The organism is Cupriavidus sp. PET2-C1 (genome assembly GCF_054515855.1).
This window is the reverse complement of sequence record NZ_CM137259.1, coordinates 4,344,143-4,358,914: the sequence shown is the minus strand read 5'-3', so window position 1 is coordinate 4,358,914 and position 14,772 is coordinate 4,344,143. Positions and strand designations below refer to the sequence as shown.

General features: G+C 66.7%; 12 protein-coding genes. 5 read left to right on the top strand and 7 right to left on the bottom strand.

The window, feature by feature from the left end:
• The first annotated feature begins 86 nt into the window (after positions 1-86).
• Positions 87-1,307: a DUF2957 domain-containing protein gene (locus ACX12D_RS19705; RefSeq protein ID WP_459374067.1), complete on the top strand. Its 1,221-nt coding sequence runs from the start codon at positions 87-89 to the stop codon at positions 1,305-1,307.
• A 41-nt stretch (positions 1,308-1,348) separates the two neighbouring features.
• Positions 1,349-2,194, top strand: a complete 846-nt coding sequence (locus tag ACX12D_RS19700) for an OmpW/AlkL family protein (RefSeq protein WP_459372385.1) — start codon at positions 1,349-1,351, stop codon at positions 2,192-2,194.
• Positions 2,195-2,273: 79 nt separating this feature from the next.
• Here the strand turns inward: ACX12D_RS19700 and ACX12D_RS19695 are convergent, their stop codons facing one another.
• Complete coding sequence (locus ACX12D_RS19695) at positions 2,274-2,726, bottom strand: Lrp/AsnC family transcriptional regulator (protein ID WP_459372384.1); 453 nt, start codon at positions 2,724-2,726, stop codon at positions 2,274-2,276.
• A 155-nt stretch (positions 2,727-2,881) separates the two neighbouring features.
• Between ACX12D_RS19695 and ACX12D_RS19690 the strand changes: the two genes are divergently transcribed.
• Positions 2,882-3,490, top strand: a complete 609-nt coding sequence (locus tag ACX12D_RS19690) for a glutathione S-transferase family protein (RefSeq protein WP_459372383.1) — start codon at positions 2,882-2,884, stop codon at positions 3,488-3,490.
• A gap of 24 nt (positions 3,491-3,514) precedes the next feature.
• Here ACX12D_RS19690 and ACX12D_RS19685 read toward each other — a convergent pair whose 3' ends face one another.
• The gene (locus ACX12D_RS19685) at positions 3,515-4,246 is read right to left on the bottom strand and encodes an oxygen-binding di-iron domain-containing protein (protein WP_459372382.1); all 732 of its coding nucleotides are present in this window, start codon (positions 4,244-4,246) and stop codon (positions 3,515-3,517) included.
• Positions 4,247-4,474: 228 nt separating this feature from the next.
• Here ACX12D_RS19685 and ACX12D_RS19680 point away from each other — a divergent pair, with 228 nt between their 5' ends.
• Positions 4,475-5,611, top strand: a complete 1,137-nt coding sequence (locus tag ACX12D_RS19680; protein ID WP_459372381.1) for a CapA family protein — start codon at positions 4,475-4,477, stop codon at positions 5,609-5,611.
• 4 nt (positions 5,612-5,615) lie between these two features.
• On the opposite strand, the gene ACX12D_RS19675 is transcribed toward ACX12D_RS19680, so the two are convergent.
• The 4 genes from ACX12D_RS19675 to ACX12D_RS19660 all read right to left on the bottom strand — a co-directional run bounded on the left by ACX12D_RS19675 (position 5,616) and on the right by ACX12D_RS19660 (position 12,180).
• Entirely contained in the window at positions 5,616-6,074 is a 459-nt protein-coding gene (locus tag ACX12D_RS19675) for a GNAT family N-acetyltransferase (RefSeq protein ID WP_459372380.1), read from the bottom strand.
• 210 nt (positions 6,075-6,284) lie between these two features.
• Positions 6,285-7,760: an efflux transporter outer membrane subunit gene (locus ACX12D_RS19670; protein WP_459372379.1), complete on the bottom strand. Its 1,476-nt coding sequence runs from the start codon at positions 7,758-7,760 to the stop codon at positions 6,285-6,287.
• Between the two features lies 1 nt (position 7,761).
• A complete protein-coding gene (locus ACX12D_RS19665) occupies positions 7,762-10,914 on the bottom strand; it encodes an efflux RND transporter permease subunit (protein ID WP_459372378.1) in 3,153 nt (1,050 codons plus the stop codon).
• 30 nt (positions 10,915-10,944) lie between these two features.
• Positions 10,945-12,180 carry an efflux RND transporter periplasmic adaptor subunit gene (locus ACX12D_RS19660; protein WP_459372377.1) on the bottom strand — a complete coding sequence of 412 codons (1,236 nt, stop codon included), beginning with the start codon at positions 12,178-12,180 and terminating at the stop codon, positions 10,945-10,947.
• A 446-nt stretch (positions 12,181-12,626) separates the two neighbouring features.
• Here ACX12D_RS19660 and ACX12D_RS19655 point away from each other — a divergent pair, with 446 nt between their 5' ends.
• Complete coding sequence (locus ACX12D_RS19655) at positions 12,627-13,394, top strand: TetR family transcriptional regulator (RefSeq protein WP_459372376.1); 768 nt, start codon at positions 12,627-12,629, stop codon at positions 13,392-13,394.
• Positions 13,395-13,418: 24 nt separating this feature from the next.
• Here the strand turns inward: ACX12D_RS19655 and ACX12D_RS19650 are convergent, their stop codons facing one another.
• Positions 13,419-14,576: an ABC transporter substrate-binding protein gene (locus ACX12D_RS19650; RefSeq protein ID WP_459374066.1), complete on the bottom strand. Its 1,158-nt coding sequence runs from the start codon at positions 14,574-14,576 to the stop codon at positions 13,419-13,421.
• Positions 14,577-14,772 lie beyond the last annotated feature (196 nt).

The following is a 14,772-nucleotide window of genomic DNA, read 5'->3' as shown; positions in this document are numbered from 1 at the left end:
ACGGACAGCACCGGCAGCGTACGCCGTGGAGGCGTCATCATGGACAGCGGATCCTGCGCTACGGCGCGGCACTGCTGGGTGCCGCGATGCTTGCCGCATGCGGCGGCGGCGATGGCGGCAGCGGCGGTGGCGGCACCGCCGCGAGCACCAGCTCTGCCCCGGCCATACCGGTGCGGCTGTGTCCCGCGACGCTCGACTACACCACCACTTTCACCGGGGGCACCGGCTCGGGCGAACTGGTCAAGGTGCAGATCGACACCACCAGGAAGACCTGGCAAGTGACCTTCCTCGACTCCTCGGTGCCGCGCACCACGGGCACGGTGCTGCCGACCCGCAGCGATACCACCGGCGGCCAGAACGTGATGACGGGCACGCTGTCGCAGGAAACGGGCCTGCCCACCGACAAGCTCAACCAGTGCGCGTTCCAGCTCAACGGCGCAAGCCTGGACCCGAAGCGCCCGGCGCGGCTGTTCGTTGGCGAGGGCGTGGCGGGCGGCACCATTCCCGGTGCGCGCATCCAGTTCAATGGTGTCCTGGGTGCGGGCGCGGTGCCGGATACCACCTTCCCGTATTTCCAGTTCATCGGCTTCGCGCAGACCGAAACCGACCTCACCAAGATCGCCGGCCAGTACAACGGCTATGGCTTTCACGAGGTGCCGTCGAAGAACTTCCAGACGGTGGCGCAGGACTACCGCATGGCGCTGGCGGCCGACGGCTCGTTCCAGGTGTGCGACAACAAGACCGGCGGCACCTGCTCGCAAAAGGGCAAGAACTTCGTGCCCCAAGCCAACGGCAGCCTGATGTCGGCCAACTACAAGGGTGAGATCGATCCGCCCACGCTCGGCGCCACGCTGGGCCGCGCGTACCTGATCGTGGGCAAGCTGCGCGGCCAGTTGGTCCCGGTGATGATCCGCGTGGGCTACGCCAACGGCTCGGTCACCAACGGCATGCCGCTGGGCGCCGACGACGAGATCGGCATCGGCATGATGGCGCCGGCCATCGCCGTGACGCAGGGCACGGTCAACGGCGAGTACGTCGGCGTGGACAGCAACTTCGACTACCGCACCACCGCGCTGGTGGCGGCGGATGCGGCCATGCTCGACCCGTTCCACCCGTCCGATGCTTCGCTCGCCACGGCGCTCAAGCTGGACTTCTCGCAGCAGCTGGCCGGCGTGGTCACCACCACGCGCAAGGATGGCGCGGCGGGCAGCCCCACCGGCAAGTTCATCTTCACCGGCGGCGTGTTCGGCTTTCTGGAGTCGCGCAGTGGCAGCCCGTACTTCACCATCGGCGCCTTCGTGCAATGACGGCCATGCGATCCAACTTATTCCGGGAAGACAAGATGACGATGAATGCCCTTCGTTTGGCAGCGCCATTGCTGATCGCCGCGCTCGCCTGGCTGGGCGGCATGCCCAGAGCCCATGCACAGAAAGCCGGTGACAACGTCGTCGCTGCCGGCTGGTTCCACATCAACACCAGCGGCAACAGCAGCCCGTTCACCACCAGCGTGATCGACGTGCCCATCAACGGCCCGCTGGGCTTGCCGTCGTCATTCACGGCGCCGGGCAGCAGCATCAGCACATCCAACGCGGACACGCTGGGGCTGACCTTCAGCCACTTCTTCACGGACCACATCGCGCTGACGGCGGTGGGCGGCGTTCCGCCCAAGTTCAAGCTCTACGGCCACGGCAACCTGATTCCGCCGGGCCCGGCGGGCGCGCTGGGGCAGCAGCCGCTAGGCGACCCCAGCCTGAACCCGATCATCACCAGCGCACGCCAGTGGAGCCCGGCGACGATGGTGCAGTACCACTTCTTCGAGCCTGCCGCACGCGTGCGTCCTTTCCTGGGCATCGGTGTGTCGTACAACTTCTTCACCAACATCGAGCTCAACCCGGCGTTCGCCGCTTCGGTCAACAACAACCTGGGCGCCACGCTGGCCGCCGGCGCCGGCAAGCCGGGGCCGACTTCCGTGCAGGCCAAGGCGTCGAACTCGTTCGCGCCGGTGTTCAACATCGGCGGCTCCTTTGCGATCACGGACCAATGGGGCCTGACCGCATCGGTCACCTACATTCCGCTCAAGACGACGTCATCGATGATCATCAAGGCGTCCGACGGCACGGTGTTGTCCACCTCCAAGGCCACCATCAGCCCGAACCCGCTGATCATGTTTGTGGCGGCGACGTATAAGTTCTGAAGGGGCCAAAGCCGTTTGCGATGACGAGGGCGGTCACTCCCTCTCCCACAAGTGGGAGAGGGGAGCAAAAACAGCGGGTTCAAGCCGCCCTGGCCGCATGAATCGTCACGGTCTTGCGCACCGGGCTTGAGAGCACCAGCGATGTGGTCACCGAGCCGTGGGCCGCGAGCGTGTCGACCACGTGCTCCAGGTCGGCCGGATCGGCGATGGCGCAACGCACGATAAAGCAATGCGCCCCGGTCACGCGATCGGCGCTCAGCACTTCGGGCATGCTCTCGAACAGCTTCACATACTTCTGGATATAGGCGTGCGTGGTCTCGATATGGATGATCGCCTGCAGGCCGACACCCAGCGCGCGCAGGTTCACCCGCGCACCGTAGCCCTCGATCACGCCCGCGTCTTCGAGCTTGCGCACGCGCTCGCTCATGGCCGGCTGCGACAAGCCAATGCGTTTGCCCAGTGCTGCCAGGCTCTGCCGGGCATCGGCCTGCAGCGCCGCCAGGATCAGTCGGTCTTTCTTGTCCAGTTCCATCCCATCCTCCTATGGCACCTGCCGTGCGCCGCCGATGATTCATCGGTGCGCGGTGCCGATTTCCGATGCCTTGCCATTCATGGCGATGGCGTGCCGCGATTATGCTGGAACTCCGCGCGGCTCAATGCGCAACCCGATACCCTTCCGGAGGCAATATGCAACTCATCGGCATGCTCGACTCACCCTATGTGCGCCGCGTGGCGATCTCGCTGCGGCTGCTGGACCTGCCGTTCGAGCATCGGGCCGTCTCGGTGTTCAGCACGTTCGAGCAGTTTCGCGCGATCAATCCCGTGGTGAAGGCGCCCACCCTGGTTTGCGACAACGGCGTGGTGCTGATGGAGTCCGGCCTGATCCTCGACTATGCCGAGACGCTGGCCGCGCGCAGCCTGATGCCCGCGCGGCAAGAGCAGCGCCAGCACGCCTTGCGCGTGATCGGCCTGGCGCTCGCCGCCTGCGAAAAAACGGTGCAGATCGTCTATGAGCGCAACCTGCGCCCGGCGGAAAAACAGCACGAGCCGTGGATCGAGCGCGTGCAGGGGCAGTTGCATGCCGCCTACGGGGCGCTGGAGACGGAACTGGCGGGGGCCGCGCTTCCCGCGGACGAGCGCCTGCTCACGCAGGCCGAGGTGAGCGCCGCCGTGGCGTGGAGCTTCACGCAGCTGATGCTGCCCGAATGCGTCGAGGCGTCGGCGTATCCGGCGCTGGCGGCGTTCAGCGCGGCGGCCGAACGCCTTGCCGTGTTCAAGGACACACCGCAGACCTGATCCACCGTCGCGCGCCAGCCGTGCTTAGTGCGCTAGAGCCTGGGCAAGCGCGCGCAGCAGGCCGGCGCCGTCGCCGCGCCAGGCGCTGCCATGCATGCAGGCCAGGGTGGTCGGCTGCAGCAGCGCCATGCGTTCCAGCATGGCGCCGGCGCTCGGCGTGTGGGAAAAATAATCCATGCCGCGCCGGAACGCTTCGCTCGGCCCGAGGATGTCGGCCTCGGTCAGAGGCGGGAGTTCGGCACCGCCCTGGCTGAACAAGTCGCTGCAGAGCAGCGTGCCGGTGTGCTCCTCCATCATGAGCCCGCACTCCCAGGCATGCGGCAAGTGCGGCGTATCGAACCAGCGCACGGTATGGCGGCCAAGCGGCACGGCTTGCCCGTCCGCCAGGCCCTGCGCGGGCCGGTCGGCCAGGTCGTTGACGGACACCATGGCGGCAACGGTGCCGCACAGCGGCGATGCGTGGGGCGCCGCCGCAAGCCATTCATTGAGCGAGCCGCACTCGTCGGCTTCCACGTGCGAAAAAGCAATATGACGCAGCCTGCCCGGTGCGATCACGCTGGCGACGGCTTCATGCACCAACGGGAACATCTTGCGCAGCCCCGTATGGAACAACAGCGGCTCGTCGTCGACGATCAGGTACTGGTTGAAGGAGAAGCCGCCCGGGCCCCCGTCGATGTGGACCGGGGTATTGATCCGATAGATCCCGTCCGCGATTTCGTGGACGTTGGTGCCCGACCGGGCGTTGGTGACGGTCATCGTTGTCTCCTGGAAATCGTCTGGGCGCGGGAGCCCGGCCGTCGGCGCCGGCCTGCTTCATTCTAGTCACTGCAACGCCACAGGCATGCCACCTTTTGCCTGGCCGGGCGGCACATGGGGCGCTCGACGGCGCAAAATAGGGGCGACGGATCCGACGATCCGTCGATCCGTCGATCCGTCGATCCGGCGAGCGGGCGACCGCGCCAGCCGGGAGGAGGGAAATGCGCCATGGAAGACGTGACCCGGACAGCGCGCGACTGCGTGCGTCTGTTCCTGTGCGGCGATGTGATGACCGGCCGCGGCATCGACCAGATCCTGCCGCATCCGGGCAAGCCGCACCTGTTCGAGGGCTGGCTACGCTCAGCGGTCGATTACGTCGAGCTGGCCGAGCGTGCCACAGGCGCGATACAGCGGCCGGTTGATCCTGCTTATCCGTGGGGCGACGCGCTCGCGCAGCTGGATCGCTTCCAGCCGGATGTGCGCATCGTCAACCTGGAAACCGCTGTCACCGCGAGCGAGGACGCACAGCCAGGCAAGGGCATCCACTACCGGATGCACCCCGCCAATGTGGCGTGCCTGAGCAGCGCGCGGCTCGATTGCTGCGTGCTGGCGAACAACCACGTGCTGGACTGGGGGCGCGCCGGGCTCGACGAAACCCTGGCAACCTTGCACGGCGCTGGCATACGGACAGCGGGCGCCGGACGCGACGAGGCGCAAGCCAGCGCGCCTGCGGCGATCGCGCTCGCGCAAGGGGCAAGGGTGCTCGTCTTTGCCTATGCCACCGCGGCGAGCGGCGTGCCGGCGGACTGGGCCGCGGCCCCCGGGCGCGCCGGCATCCATTTCCTGCCCGACATTTCAGTGCGCGCCGCCGATGGGGTTGCCCGCCTGACGGCAGCGGCGAAGGGCGCGGGCGATATCCTGGTGGTGTCGCTGCATTGGGGCGGCAACTGGGGCTTCGACATTTCGCGCGAGGAGCAGGCCTTCGCGCACCGGCTGATCGATGCGGGCGGCGCCGATATCGTGTACGGGCACTCGTCCCATCACATCAGGGGTGCCGAGGTGTATCGCGGCCGCCTGATTCTCTATGGCTGCGGTGACTTCCTCAACGACTACGAAGGCATCGGCGGATACGAGCGCTACCGGCCCGACCTGGCCTTGATGTACTTCCCGCTTGTCGACGGCGCAACCGGCGCATTGCGCCAGTTGTCCGCGGTGCCGATGCAGATCCGTCATTTCAGCCTGCGCCGCGCGCCGGCGCAAGGCGTGTCGTGGCTCTGCGCCACGCTGGACCGGGAAAGCGGCAAGCAGGGCACGCACGCGACCCGCGCGGCGGACGATACGCTGGCGTTGCGCTGGAACGGCTAGCGCGCTACGCGCGTATGGCTTTCTCCATCTCGCTCGTGGCGTGCCAGCCCAGCGCGACATACAGCGACCGCCCCATCTCGGTGGCATGCAGGATCGCGTACTGGAGGTCGCGCCTGGCGAACTCGTCCTCCGCCAGCTGCATGAGGCGGCGCCCCAGCCCCTGCTTGCGATGCGTTGCCTCCACATACACGTTCAGCACGTAGCCGCGCTTGTCCTGCATGGGATGGGCCGGATGCGGGGGCCAGTCGATCGCCATCAGGCCGATGCCGCCCACCGGCTGGCCCTGGTCCACCAGCACGAAGCCGAAGTAGCTGCCATCGCGCAGGCGCGGCACAAGCCACGGCCGGAACTGCTGCGTCATGGCCTGCAGGACCTCATCGCCGCGCCCGGCCTCGCGGAACATGGATTCGCGATGGCGGCAGACCAACTCGACATCATCGGCATCAAGCGGGCGGACTTCCATGACAGGCTTCCTTGGGGACTTGCGCGGGGTGTGGGAGAGAGCGTTTGCGCGGCGCGCACCGCCATCCTAACGCAGTGCCTTGCGATTTGGAGAACTTCCCACCGGCACCATGGCCCGAAGCCGGGAAATAAAAAAAGCGAAGCGCTGTTGGCGCTTCGCTTCGAGGCCATCCGGCAGACCGCACCGGATGGCAGGACGAACCTTTCTACCTTACTGCGTGGTCACCGCCGGCTTGACGTCCGCCGAGGCCACCGGTCCGGTCTCGCTCAGGCCGCCGCCAAGCGACCGGTACAGGTCGATGGCATTGTTCAGGCGCAGTTGCCGCGCCTGGATCAGGGCCTGGTCCGCAGCGAACAGCTGACGCTGCGAGTCGAGCTGGTCCAGCTGGCTGGCCACGCCGTTCGTGAAGCGCAACGTCGACAACTCGTAGCGCGCTGCCTCGGCGTTGCGCACCTGCTCCTGGCTGGTCACCTGCTCTTCCAGCGTGCCGCGCGCCACCAGTGCATCCGCCACTTCCGCAAAGGCCGTCTGGATGGTCTTCTCGTAGTTGGCGATCTGGATGTTCTTGCGCACGTTGGTCAGGTCCAGGTTGGACAGGTTCCGGCCGTAGTCGAAGATCGGCAGCACCAGCTGCGGTGCGAACGACCACGCGCCGGTACCGGAGTCGAACAGGCTCGAGAAGGTCGGGCTGATCGCGCCAGCGTTGGCGGTGAGCGTAATGCGCGGGAAGAACGCCGCACGCGCCGCGCCAATATTGGCGTTGGCGGAGCGCAGCAACTGTTCGGCCTGGCGGATGTCGGGACGCTGCTCGAGCAGGTCCGACGGCAGCCCTGCCGGGATGTCGCTGATGATGCGCTCGTCCGACAAGCGCATCGGTTCGGGCAGGTTCTCGATGGTGCCAAGCGGCTTGCCCACCAGCACCTCGAGCGCGTTCTGCGCCTGCGCGCGCTGGCGCGCCAGCTGCGCGGCGGAAACGCGGGCCTGCGCCACCAGCGATTCGTTGTCGCGCAGGTCCAGCGCCGACGTGGCGCCCGCATCGAAGCGTTGCTTGGCCAGGCTCAGCGTGTATTCGCGCGTCTTCAGCGTGTTCTGCGCGAGCTCGTATTGCTCGGCGAAGGAGCGCTCGGACAGGTAGGCCTGAGCGACTTCGGAGACCAGCGAGATCTGCGCGGAACGGCGTGCTTCCTCGGTGGCGAAGTACTGCGACAGCGCCGCGTTGGACAGACTGCGCACGCGGCCGAAGAAGTCCAGCTCGAACGAAGTCACTCCCGCACCCGCCTGGAAGTACTGGGAAACAAACGGCTTGCCGGTAGCCGACTGCAGGGCCGGGGTGCGCGAACGGTTGAAACCGCCGGTGGCGTTCACCGTGGGCAGCAGGTCGGCGCGCTGCACCTGGTACAGCGCGCGCGCTTCCTCGATGCGCAGCGCGGCAGTGCGCAGGTCGCGGTTGTTCTCCAGCGAGGTCGCGATGAGCATTTGCAGGCGCGGGTCGCGGAAGAACTCGCGCCAGCCGATCTCGCTCGCCCGGCGGGTTTCGCCGGTCTTCACTTCGGCGGCCGCGTAGCCTTCCGGCGCGGCCGGGAAGCTGGTGGCCACCGGCGGGGCAGGGCGTTCATAAACGGGTGCCAGTGTGCAACCCGAGAGGACGCCCGCCACCAGCAACAGCGTGGTCAGTGTCTTTGTCATGTCAGATTCCTTCCTTGGGTTCGAGCCCTTGCTCGTTCAGCATCTGCTCGCGCTTGCTGCCCTTGAAGCGGCTACGGATCACCACGAAGAACACCGGCACCAGGAAAATCGCCAGCACCGTGGCGGTGATCATGCCGCCGATCACGCTGGTACCGATGGCGCGCTGGCCACCCGAGCCCGCGCCGCTGGCGATCGCCAGAGGCAGCACGCCCAGGATAAAGGCCATCGAGGTCATCAGGATCGGGCGGAACCGCAGGTGCACGGCTTCGAGCGTAGCGTCGATGACGCTGCGGCCCTGGGCCTGCAGATCCTTGGCGAATTCCACGATCAGGATGGCGTTCTTCGCCGACAAGCCAATCGTCGCGATCAGGCCCACCTTGAAGTACACGTCGTTGGGCATGCCGCGCAGGGTCACGCCGAGCAGCGCGCCGAGCACGCCGAGCGGCACCACCAGCAGCACCGCGACCGGGATCGACCAGCTCTCATACAGCGCGGCCAGGCACAGGAACACGATGATCAGCGACAGCGTGTACAGCATCGGCTCTTGCGAACCGGCCAGGCGCTCTTCATAAGACTGGCCCGACCACTCGAAGCCGAAGCCCGGCGGCAGCTTGGCGAAGTTGTCTTCCATGATCTTCATGGCTTCGCCGGTACTGCGTCCCGGCGCGGCCTGGCCAGCGATCTTCACCGCCGGCAAGCCGTTGTAACGCTCCAGGCGCGGCGAGCCCATGATCCACTTGGACGTGGCAAAGGCGGCAAACGCAACCATGTCGCCATTGCTGTTCTTCACGCGCAGCTTGGTCAGGTCGTCGGGCAGCTTGCGGTCGTTGCCTTGCGCCTGGGCGATCACCTTGCGCACACGGCCTTCGTAGATGAAGTCGTTGACGTAGGAAGAGCCGAACGCGATGGCCAGCGTCGCGTTGATATTGGACACCGAAACACCCAGCGCGCGTGCCTTCTCGCGGTCGATGTCGATCTGCAGCTGCGGCGCGTCTTCCTGGCCTTCGGGGCGAACGCCCACCAGCGCAGGATTCTTCGCGGCCATGCCGAGCATCATGTTGCGCGCTTCCATCAGCTTGGCGTGACCCTGGCCGGTGCGGTCCTGCAGGCGGAAGTCGAAGCCCGAGGAGTTGCCCAGCTCGGAGATCGCCGGCGGGTTAAGCGGGAAGATGATGGCGTCCTTGATGAAGGACAGCGCACCAAAGGCCCGGCCAACCAGTGCCTGCGCGGTCTCGTCCTTGCCGGTGCGTTCCTTCCAGTCCTTCAGGCGCACGAACGCAATACCGCCGTTCTGGCCGCGGCCGAAGAAGGAAAAGCCCGCCACGGTGATCATCTGGTCCACCACCTTGGATTCCTTCTGCAGGTAGTAGTCCTCGATCTGCTTGAGCACGCCGATGGTACGTTCCTGCGTGGCGCCGTTGGGCAGCTGCACCACCGTGATCATGTAGCCCTGGTCTTCCTCGGGGAGGAAGGAGGAGGGCAGGCGCTTGAACAGCACCACCATGCCCACGACGATGACCGCGTAGATGATCAGGTAGCGTCCGGCGCGCGCCAGGATGCGGCCCACCATGCTCTGGTAGCCGGTGGCGGCGCGTGCGAAGGTGCGGTTGAACCAGCCGAAGAAGCCCGTCTTCTCGTGGTGGTGGCCAGCCTCGACCGGCTTGAGCAACGTGGCGCACAGCGCCGGCGTGAGCGTCAAGGCCAGCAGCGCCGAGAACGCGATCGACGCGATCAGCGACAGCGAGAACTGACGGTAGATGTTACCCACCGAGCCCGAGAAGAATGCCATCGGGATGAACACCGCGGTCAGCACCAGCGTAATGCCGACGATGGCGCCGGTGATCTGGCCCATGGCCTTGCGCGTGGCGTCGCGTGGCGAGAGTCCTTCCTCGCTCATGATCCGCTCGACGTTTTCCACCACCACGATCGCATCGTCCACCAGGATACCGATCGCCAGCACCATGCCGAACATTGTCAGCACGTTGATGGAGAAGCCGAACGCCAGCAGCATGCCGGTGGTGCCCAGCAGGGCCACCGGCACCACCACCGTCGGGATGATGGTGGCGCGGATGTTCTGCAGGAACAGGTACATCACCAGGAACACCAGCACCACGGCTTCGACCAGGGTCTTGATCACTTCCTCGATCGAGATCTTGACGAAGGCCGAGGTGTCGTAAGGCACGGTGTACTGGTAGTCGGCCGGGAAGAACTTGGAGAGCTCTTCCATCTTGGCGCGCACCGCGGTGGCGGTGGCCAGGGCGTTGCCGCTCGGGGCCAGCTTGATGGCGATGGCCGCCGACGCCTTGCCGTTGGTACGGGCCAGCGTGGAGTAGTCGGCACCGCCGAGTTCGACGCGGCCGATGTCCTTGATGCGTACCGAGGAGCCGTCCGGGTTCGTGCGCAGCAGGATGTTGGCGAACTGCTCCGGCGTGGTGAGGCGGCTCTCGGTGGTGACGGTGGCGTTGAGCTCCGTGCCCTTGGGCGACGGCGTGCCGCCCAGCTCGCCCACGGCGACCTGTACGTTCTGCTCCGAGATGGCGGCGGTGACGTCCTGCGGCGTCAGGTTGAAGCCGGTCAGCTTGGCCGGGTCCACCCAGATGCGCATGGCGTACTCGGTGCCGAACAGGTCGGCCTGGCCCACGCCCGGCACGCGGCGGATCGAATCGATCACGCTGGACGAGATGTAGTTGCCCAGCTGGATGGCGTCGGCCTGCCCGGACTTGGACGTGACCGTCAGGAACATCATGTAGTTGTTCCCGGCCTTGTCCACGCGCACGCCCTGCTGGCGCACTTCCGCCGGCAGGCGCGCTTCCACGCGCTTGAGGCGGTTCTGCACCTCGACCGAGTTCAGGTCGATGTTGGAGCCCGGCTGGAAGGCGATCGTGATCGTCGACAGGCCGGTGGCTTCGCTGGTGGAGTTGTAGTAAAGCAGCCCGGGAATGCCGTTGAGCTCTTGCTCGATCACCGTGGTGACCGAGTCTTCAAGCGTCTTGGCGGATGCGCCCGGATAGGTCGCCGTGACCGAGATCGTCGGCGGGGCGATGTTGGGGTACTGGGCGATCGGCAGTTGCACCACCGACAACAAGCCCCCCAGCACGATGATCAGCGCAAGCACCCACGCGAACACCGGCCGGTCAATAAAAAACTTGGCCATAACACTGGCTCCCTTCGAATTGCGCTGTGATTAGCCCTGCTTGGCGTCGGCCTTGTCAGCGGTCACCGCGGCAGGAGCCGAGGCTCCTCCGCTGGCGGCCGGCTGCGTGGCGGGAGCCGAGGCGGCGGCGGTCTTCGAGACAAACGGCACGGCCTTGGCGGGCGCGCCGACCTTGACCTTCTGCAAGCCCTCGACGATCACCTTCTCGCCACCCTTCAGGCCCTCGGTGACGATCCAGCTCTCGCCGATGGCCTGGGGCGCCTTGACCGGCACCGCCGCGACGTTGCCGTCGCCGCCCACCACCATCACCGATGCGCCTTGCGCATTGCGGATCAGCGCGCGCTGCGGCACGGTCAGCGCGTTTTCGTCCACGCCCTGCTCGATCTTGACGCGCACGAAGGTGCCCGACAGCAGCTCGCGCTTGGCGTTGGGGAACTGCGCGCGCAGCGTGATGGCGCCAGTGGTCGGGTCAACCGTCATGTCCGAGAACAGCAGCTTGCCGGTTTGCTCGTATTCGCGGCCGTCCTCGATGAACAGATGGACGCGCGCGCCGCCGTCGACACCCTTGACCTTGCCGCTCTCGATGGCGCGGCGCAGCTTCATCACTTCGCTCGCGGGCTGGGTGAAGGTCACCCAGATCGGGTCGACCTGCTCGACCATGGTCAGCTTGGTGGCTTCGCCGCTGCCGACCAGCGCGCCTTCGGTCACCAGCGCGCGGCCCACGCGGCCGCTGATGGGCGCGGTGACGGCGGTGTAGCCGAGGTTGATCTGGGCGGTGCTGACGGCAGCCTTGGCCGAGGCGATATCGGCGGTGGCCTGGCCAGCGGCCGCCACGGCTTCGTCGTATTCCTGCTTGCTCACCGCATTGACGGCGACCAGCGGCTTGTAGCGCTCGGCCTTCTGGCGGGCTGCCACGGCGTTGGCATCGGCGCGGGCAAGGCTGGCCTTGGCCGACTCGAGCTGTGCCTGGTAGGGCGCGGGGTCGATCTTGAACAGCAGCTGGCCTGCCTTGACCTCGCCGCCTTCCGTGTAGTTACGGGACAGCACGATGCCGGCAACCCGCGCCCGCACTTCGGCGGTGCGCACGCCTTCGAGGCGGCCCGGCAGTTCATTGATAACGGAAACGGTCGTAGGTGTGACGGTAACGACACCCACTTCCGGCGGCGGCATGGCGCCGCCCTGCGGCTTCTTTTCGCCGCAGGCGGACAGCGCAAGCGCCGACAACACGGCAGCGGCAACGCAAGTGATACGTTGGGACTTCCTCATCGATAACCCCATGATGGCAATTTGAGATCGGCCGCATGCGCTCCCGGTGTCGTATCCGGATACGGCGCGGCCCACCGCTGGCAGATGGCTCAGAGGCGGGCAAAAAGAGTAATGCTAGCCACAATTTGCAACGCTGACATGGCACATGCGACGAAAGGTTGCAAATTAGTAACGACATGCCGACATGGCAGCGCGAACCGTGGAGAGGTGCGCGCCGCCGTCTGCCAGCCCATCACGCCGATGGGCTGGCCGAAAGTCAGGCGAACGCGTATTATATATACATTCAAGCATGTATGTAAGAACTTGTTGCAACGCGGCGATAGCCGCCCTATATATCCACGTCCTAACGCGCCAGCGCGGCGCGCACAGTGCAAGGCGGGCTTCACCGCCAGCACTCAGGGAGACAGAACCAGACCGGTCTTTCGTGGCCGGCACCAGAGAACATCATGGTCAGACGCACCAAGGAAGAGGCGCTTGAAACACGCCATCGCATTCTCGACGCGGCCGAGGCGGTATTTCACGCCCGCGGCGTTGCCCGCCCTTCGCTAGCCGATATTGCGGAGGCGGCCGGCGTGACGCGCGGCGCCATCTACTGGCATTTCAAGAACAAGAGCGATGTCTTCGCCGCGATGTCCGACCGCGTCCACCTGCCGCTTGAGGCACTGTGCGAGCCGGGACGCATCGCGAGCCAGGAAGACCCGCTTGCCAGCATCCGCGACATCTGCGCCTTTGTATTGCGCCAGACCGTGGAAAACCCGCAGTGGCGGCGCGTGTTCGAGATCGTTTTCCACAAGTGCGAGATGGTGGCGGACAACGGCGCCATCTTCGAGCGGCAGCGCCAGTCGCACCAGGAAGGCGCGGTGAAGATGCGCGAGCACCTGCGCATGGCGATGGAGCGCGGGCAGTTGCCGGCCGACCTCGACCTGGACCTTGCCGTCAATGTGTTCCACGCCTCGATTGGCGGCATGCTGTCGCACTGGCTGTTCGCCCCTGAAGATTTCGATCTCGAGAGCAATGCCGAGCGAGTGGCCGACGCCTTCATCGACACCCTCAAGCTGTCGCCAGCCTTGCGCCAGGGTTATGTGGCGCGTCCAGTGCCGAAGCTAGAGGAAGAAGTTGCCTCGATGTGCCAGGAGGCCAAGAAGAAGGCCGAGGCCGAGGGCGAGGCCAAGCGGGCTGCGCCAACGCTCGCCGCCAAGGCGCTGCCCGGCTGATCGCCGCAGCGGCGCCTGCGCCGCTCAGCCCCGCACGGCCTCGCGCCAGCGCGCCAGGAAGTTGCGCTTGCGCAGGGTGTCCTGCGCCGCCAGCAGGCCGGGGCCGACGCTGATCGGCTTGAGCGCGTAGCCCAGCCGCTCCGACAGCGCCGCGGCGGTGTGCTCGCTGTCGGTGTCGGTGCGGATCGTGTAGAGCTGCGAGGCGCTCTGCCCCAGCAGCGTCTGGCCCGCACGCGAAAGCAGGAAATCCAGCCAGAGCCGGGCCGCGTTGGGATGCGGCGCGCGGCGCGCGATAAAGGCCACGCGCGACATCACCAGCGTGTAGTCGCGCGGCGCGATGACATCGATCTCCGCCCCGCGCTCCATCAGCGACAGCGCGTACGAACCCAGCAGGTTGTAGCCCAACACGAATTCGCCGGAGGCGATGCGCTCGATCATGTTCGCGGTGGACGCCGACAACTGCACGCCGCAGCGCCCCAGCGCCTGGGCCAGGTACCAGAACTCATCGCCCATGCGCGCGTCCTGCTGCGCCAGCAGGTAGCCCACCCCGGACTTTTCCACATCGTAGGTCACCACCCGCTGGCGCCAGCGCGGCGTGTTTTCCTGCAGCAGGCGCGCCAGGCCGGTGCGGCTGCGCGGCGTGCGCATGCCGGCGAAATGGCGGCGGTTGTAGACGATCACGGCGGGCTCGAAGGTGGTGCCCCAGGCTTCGTCGCGCCAGGCGGCCCACGCCGGCAGGCCGGCCCGCTCGGGCGAGGGGTAGCGCAGGGCATGGCCATCGTTGACGAGCTTGATCTGCAGGTCCATCGCCGTGCTCCACAGCACATCGGCGTAGTCGGGGCCGCCCACCTGGCCCGCGCCCAGCGCGGCGCTATCGGCCAGGAAGCGGCCGTTCAGCTCCAGCGTGTTGAGGTCCTGATAGCGCACCTTGATGCCAGGGTAGCGCGCCTCGAACGCGGCCAGCAACGGCCGCGCGATCTCCACGTCGGTGGAGGCATGCAGGTTGACCGAGCCTTCCTGCACGCCCCGCGCGATGATCTCGGCGTAGCTTGCCGGGTAGCCCGCCGGCACCGGCGCGACGGCCTGGGCATGCACGCCATGGCTCAGCCCCGCCAGCGTGGCCGCGGCGGCGCCGGCCAGGACGCGCCGCCGGTGCCAGCTTTCTGGTAGTTCGGCAACCATGGAGGGGGGCGTGAAGGGGCGCGTGAAGGGGCGCGTGAAGGAGAAGGGCAAGGGGGACGGGGAGGGGGGCAGCTTGCGCAAGGCGGGAACCATCGGCGGTGACATCGGTGGCCAAAAAGGGGCCATGGCGCACTCGCCGCGCGCAGCCCGGGGCGGAGGTATTATAAGCGCCCGCGGCGTGTCCTCGCGGGGGGCG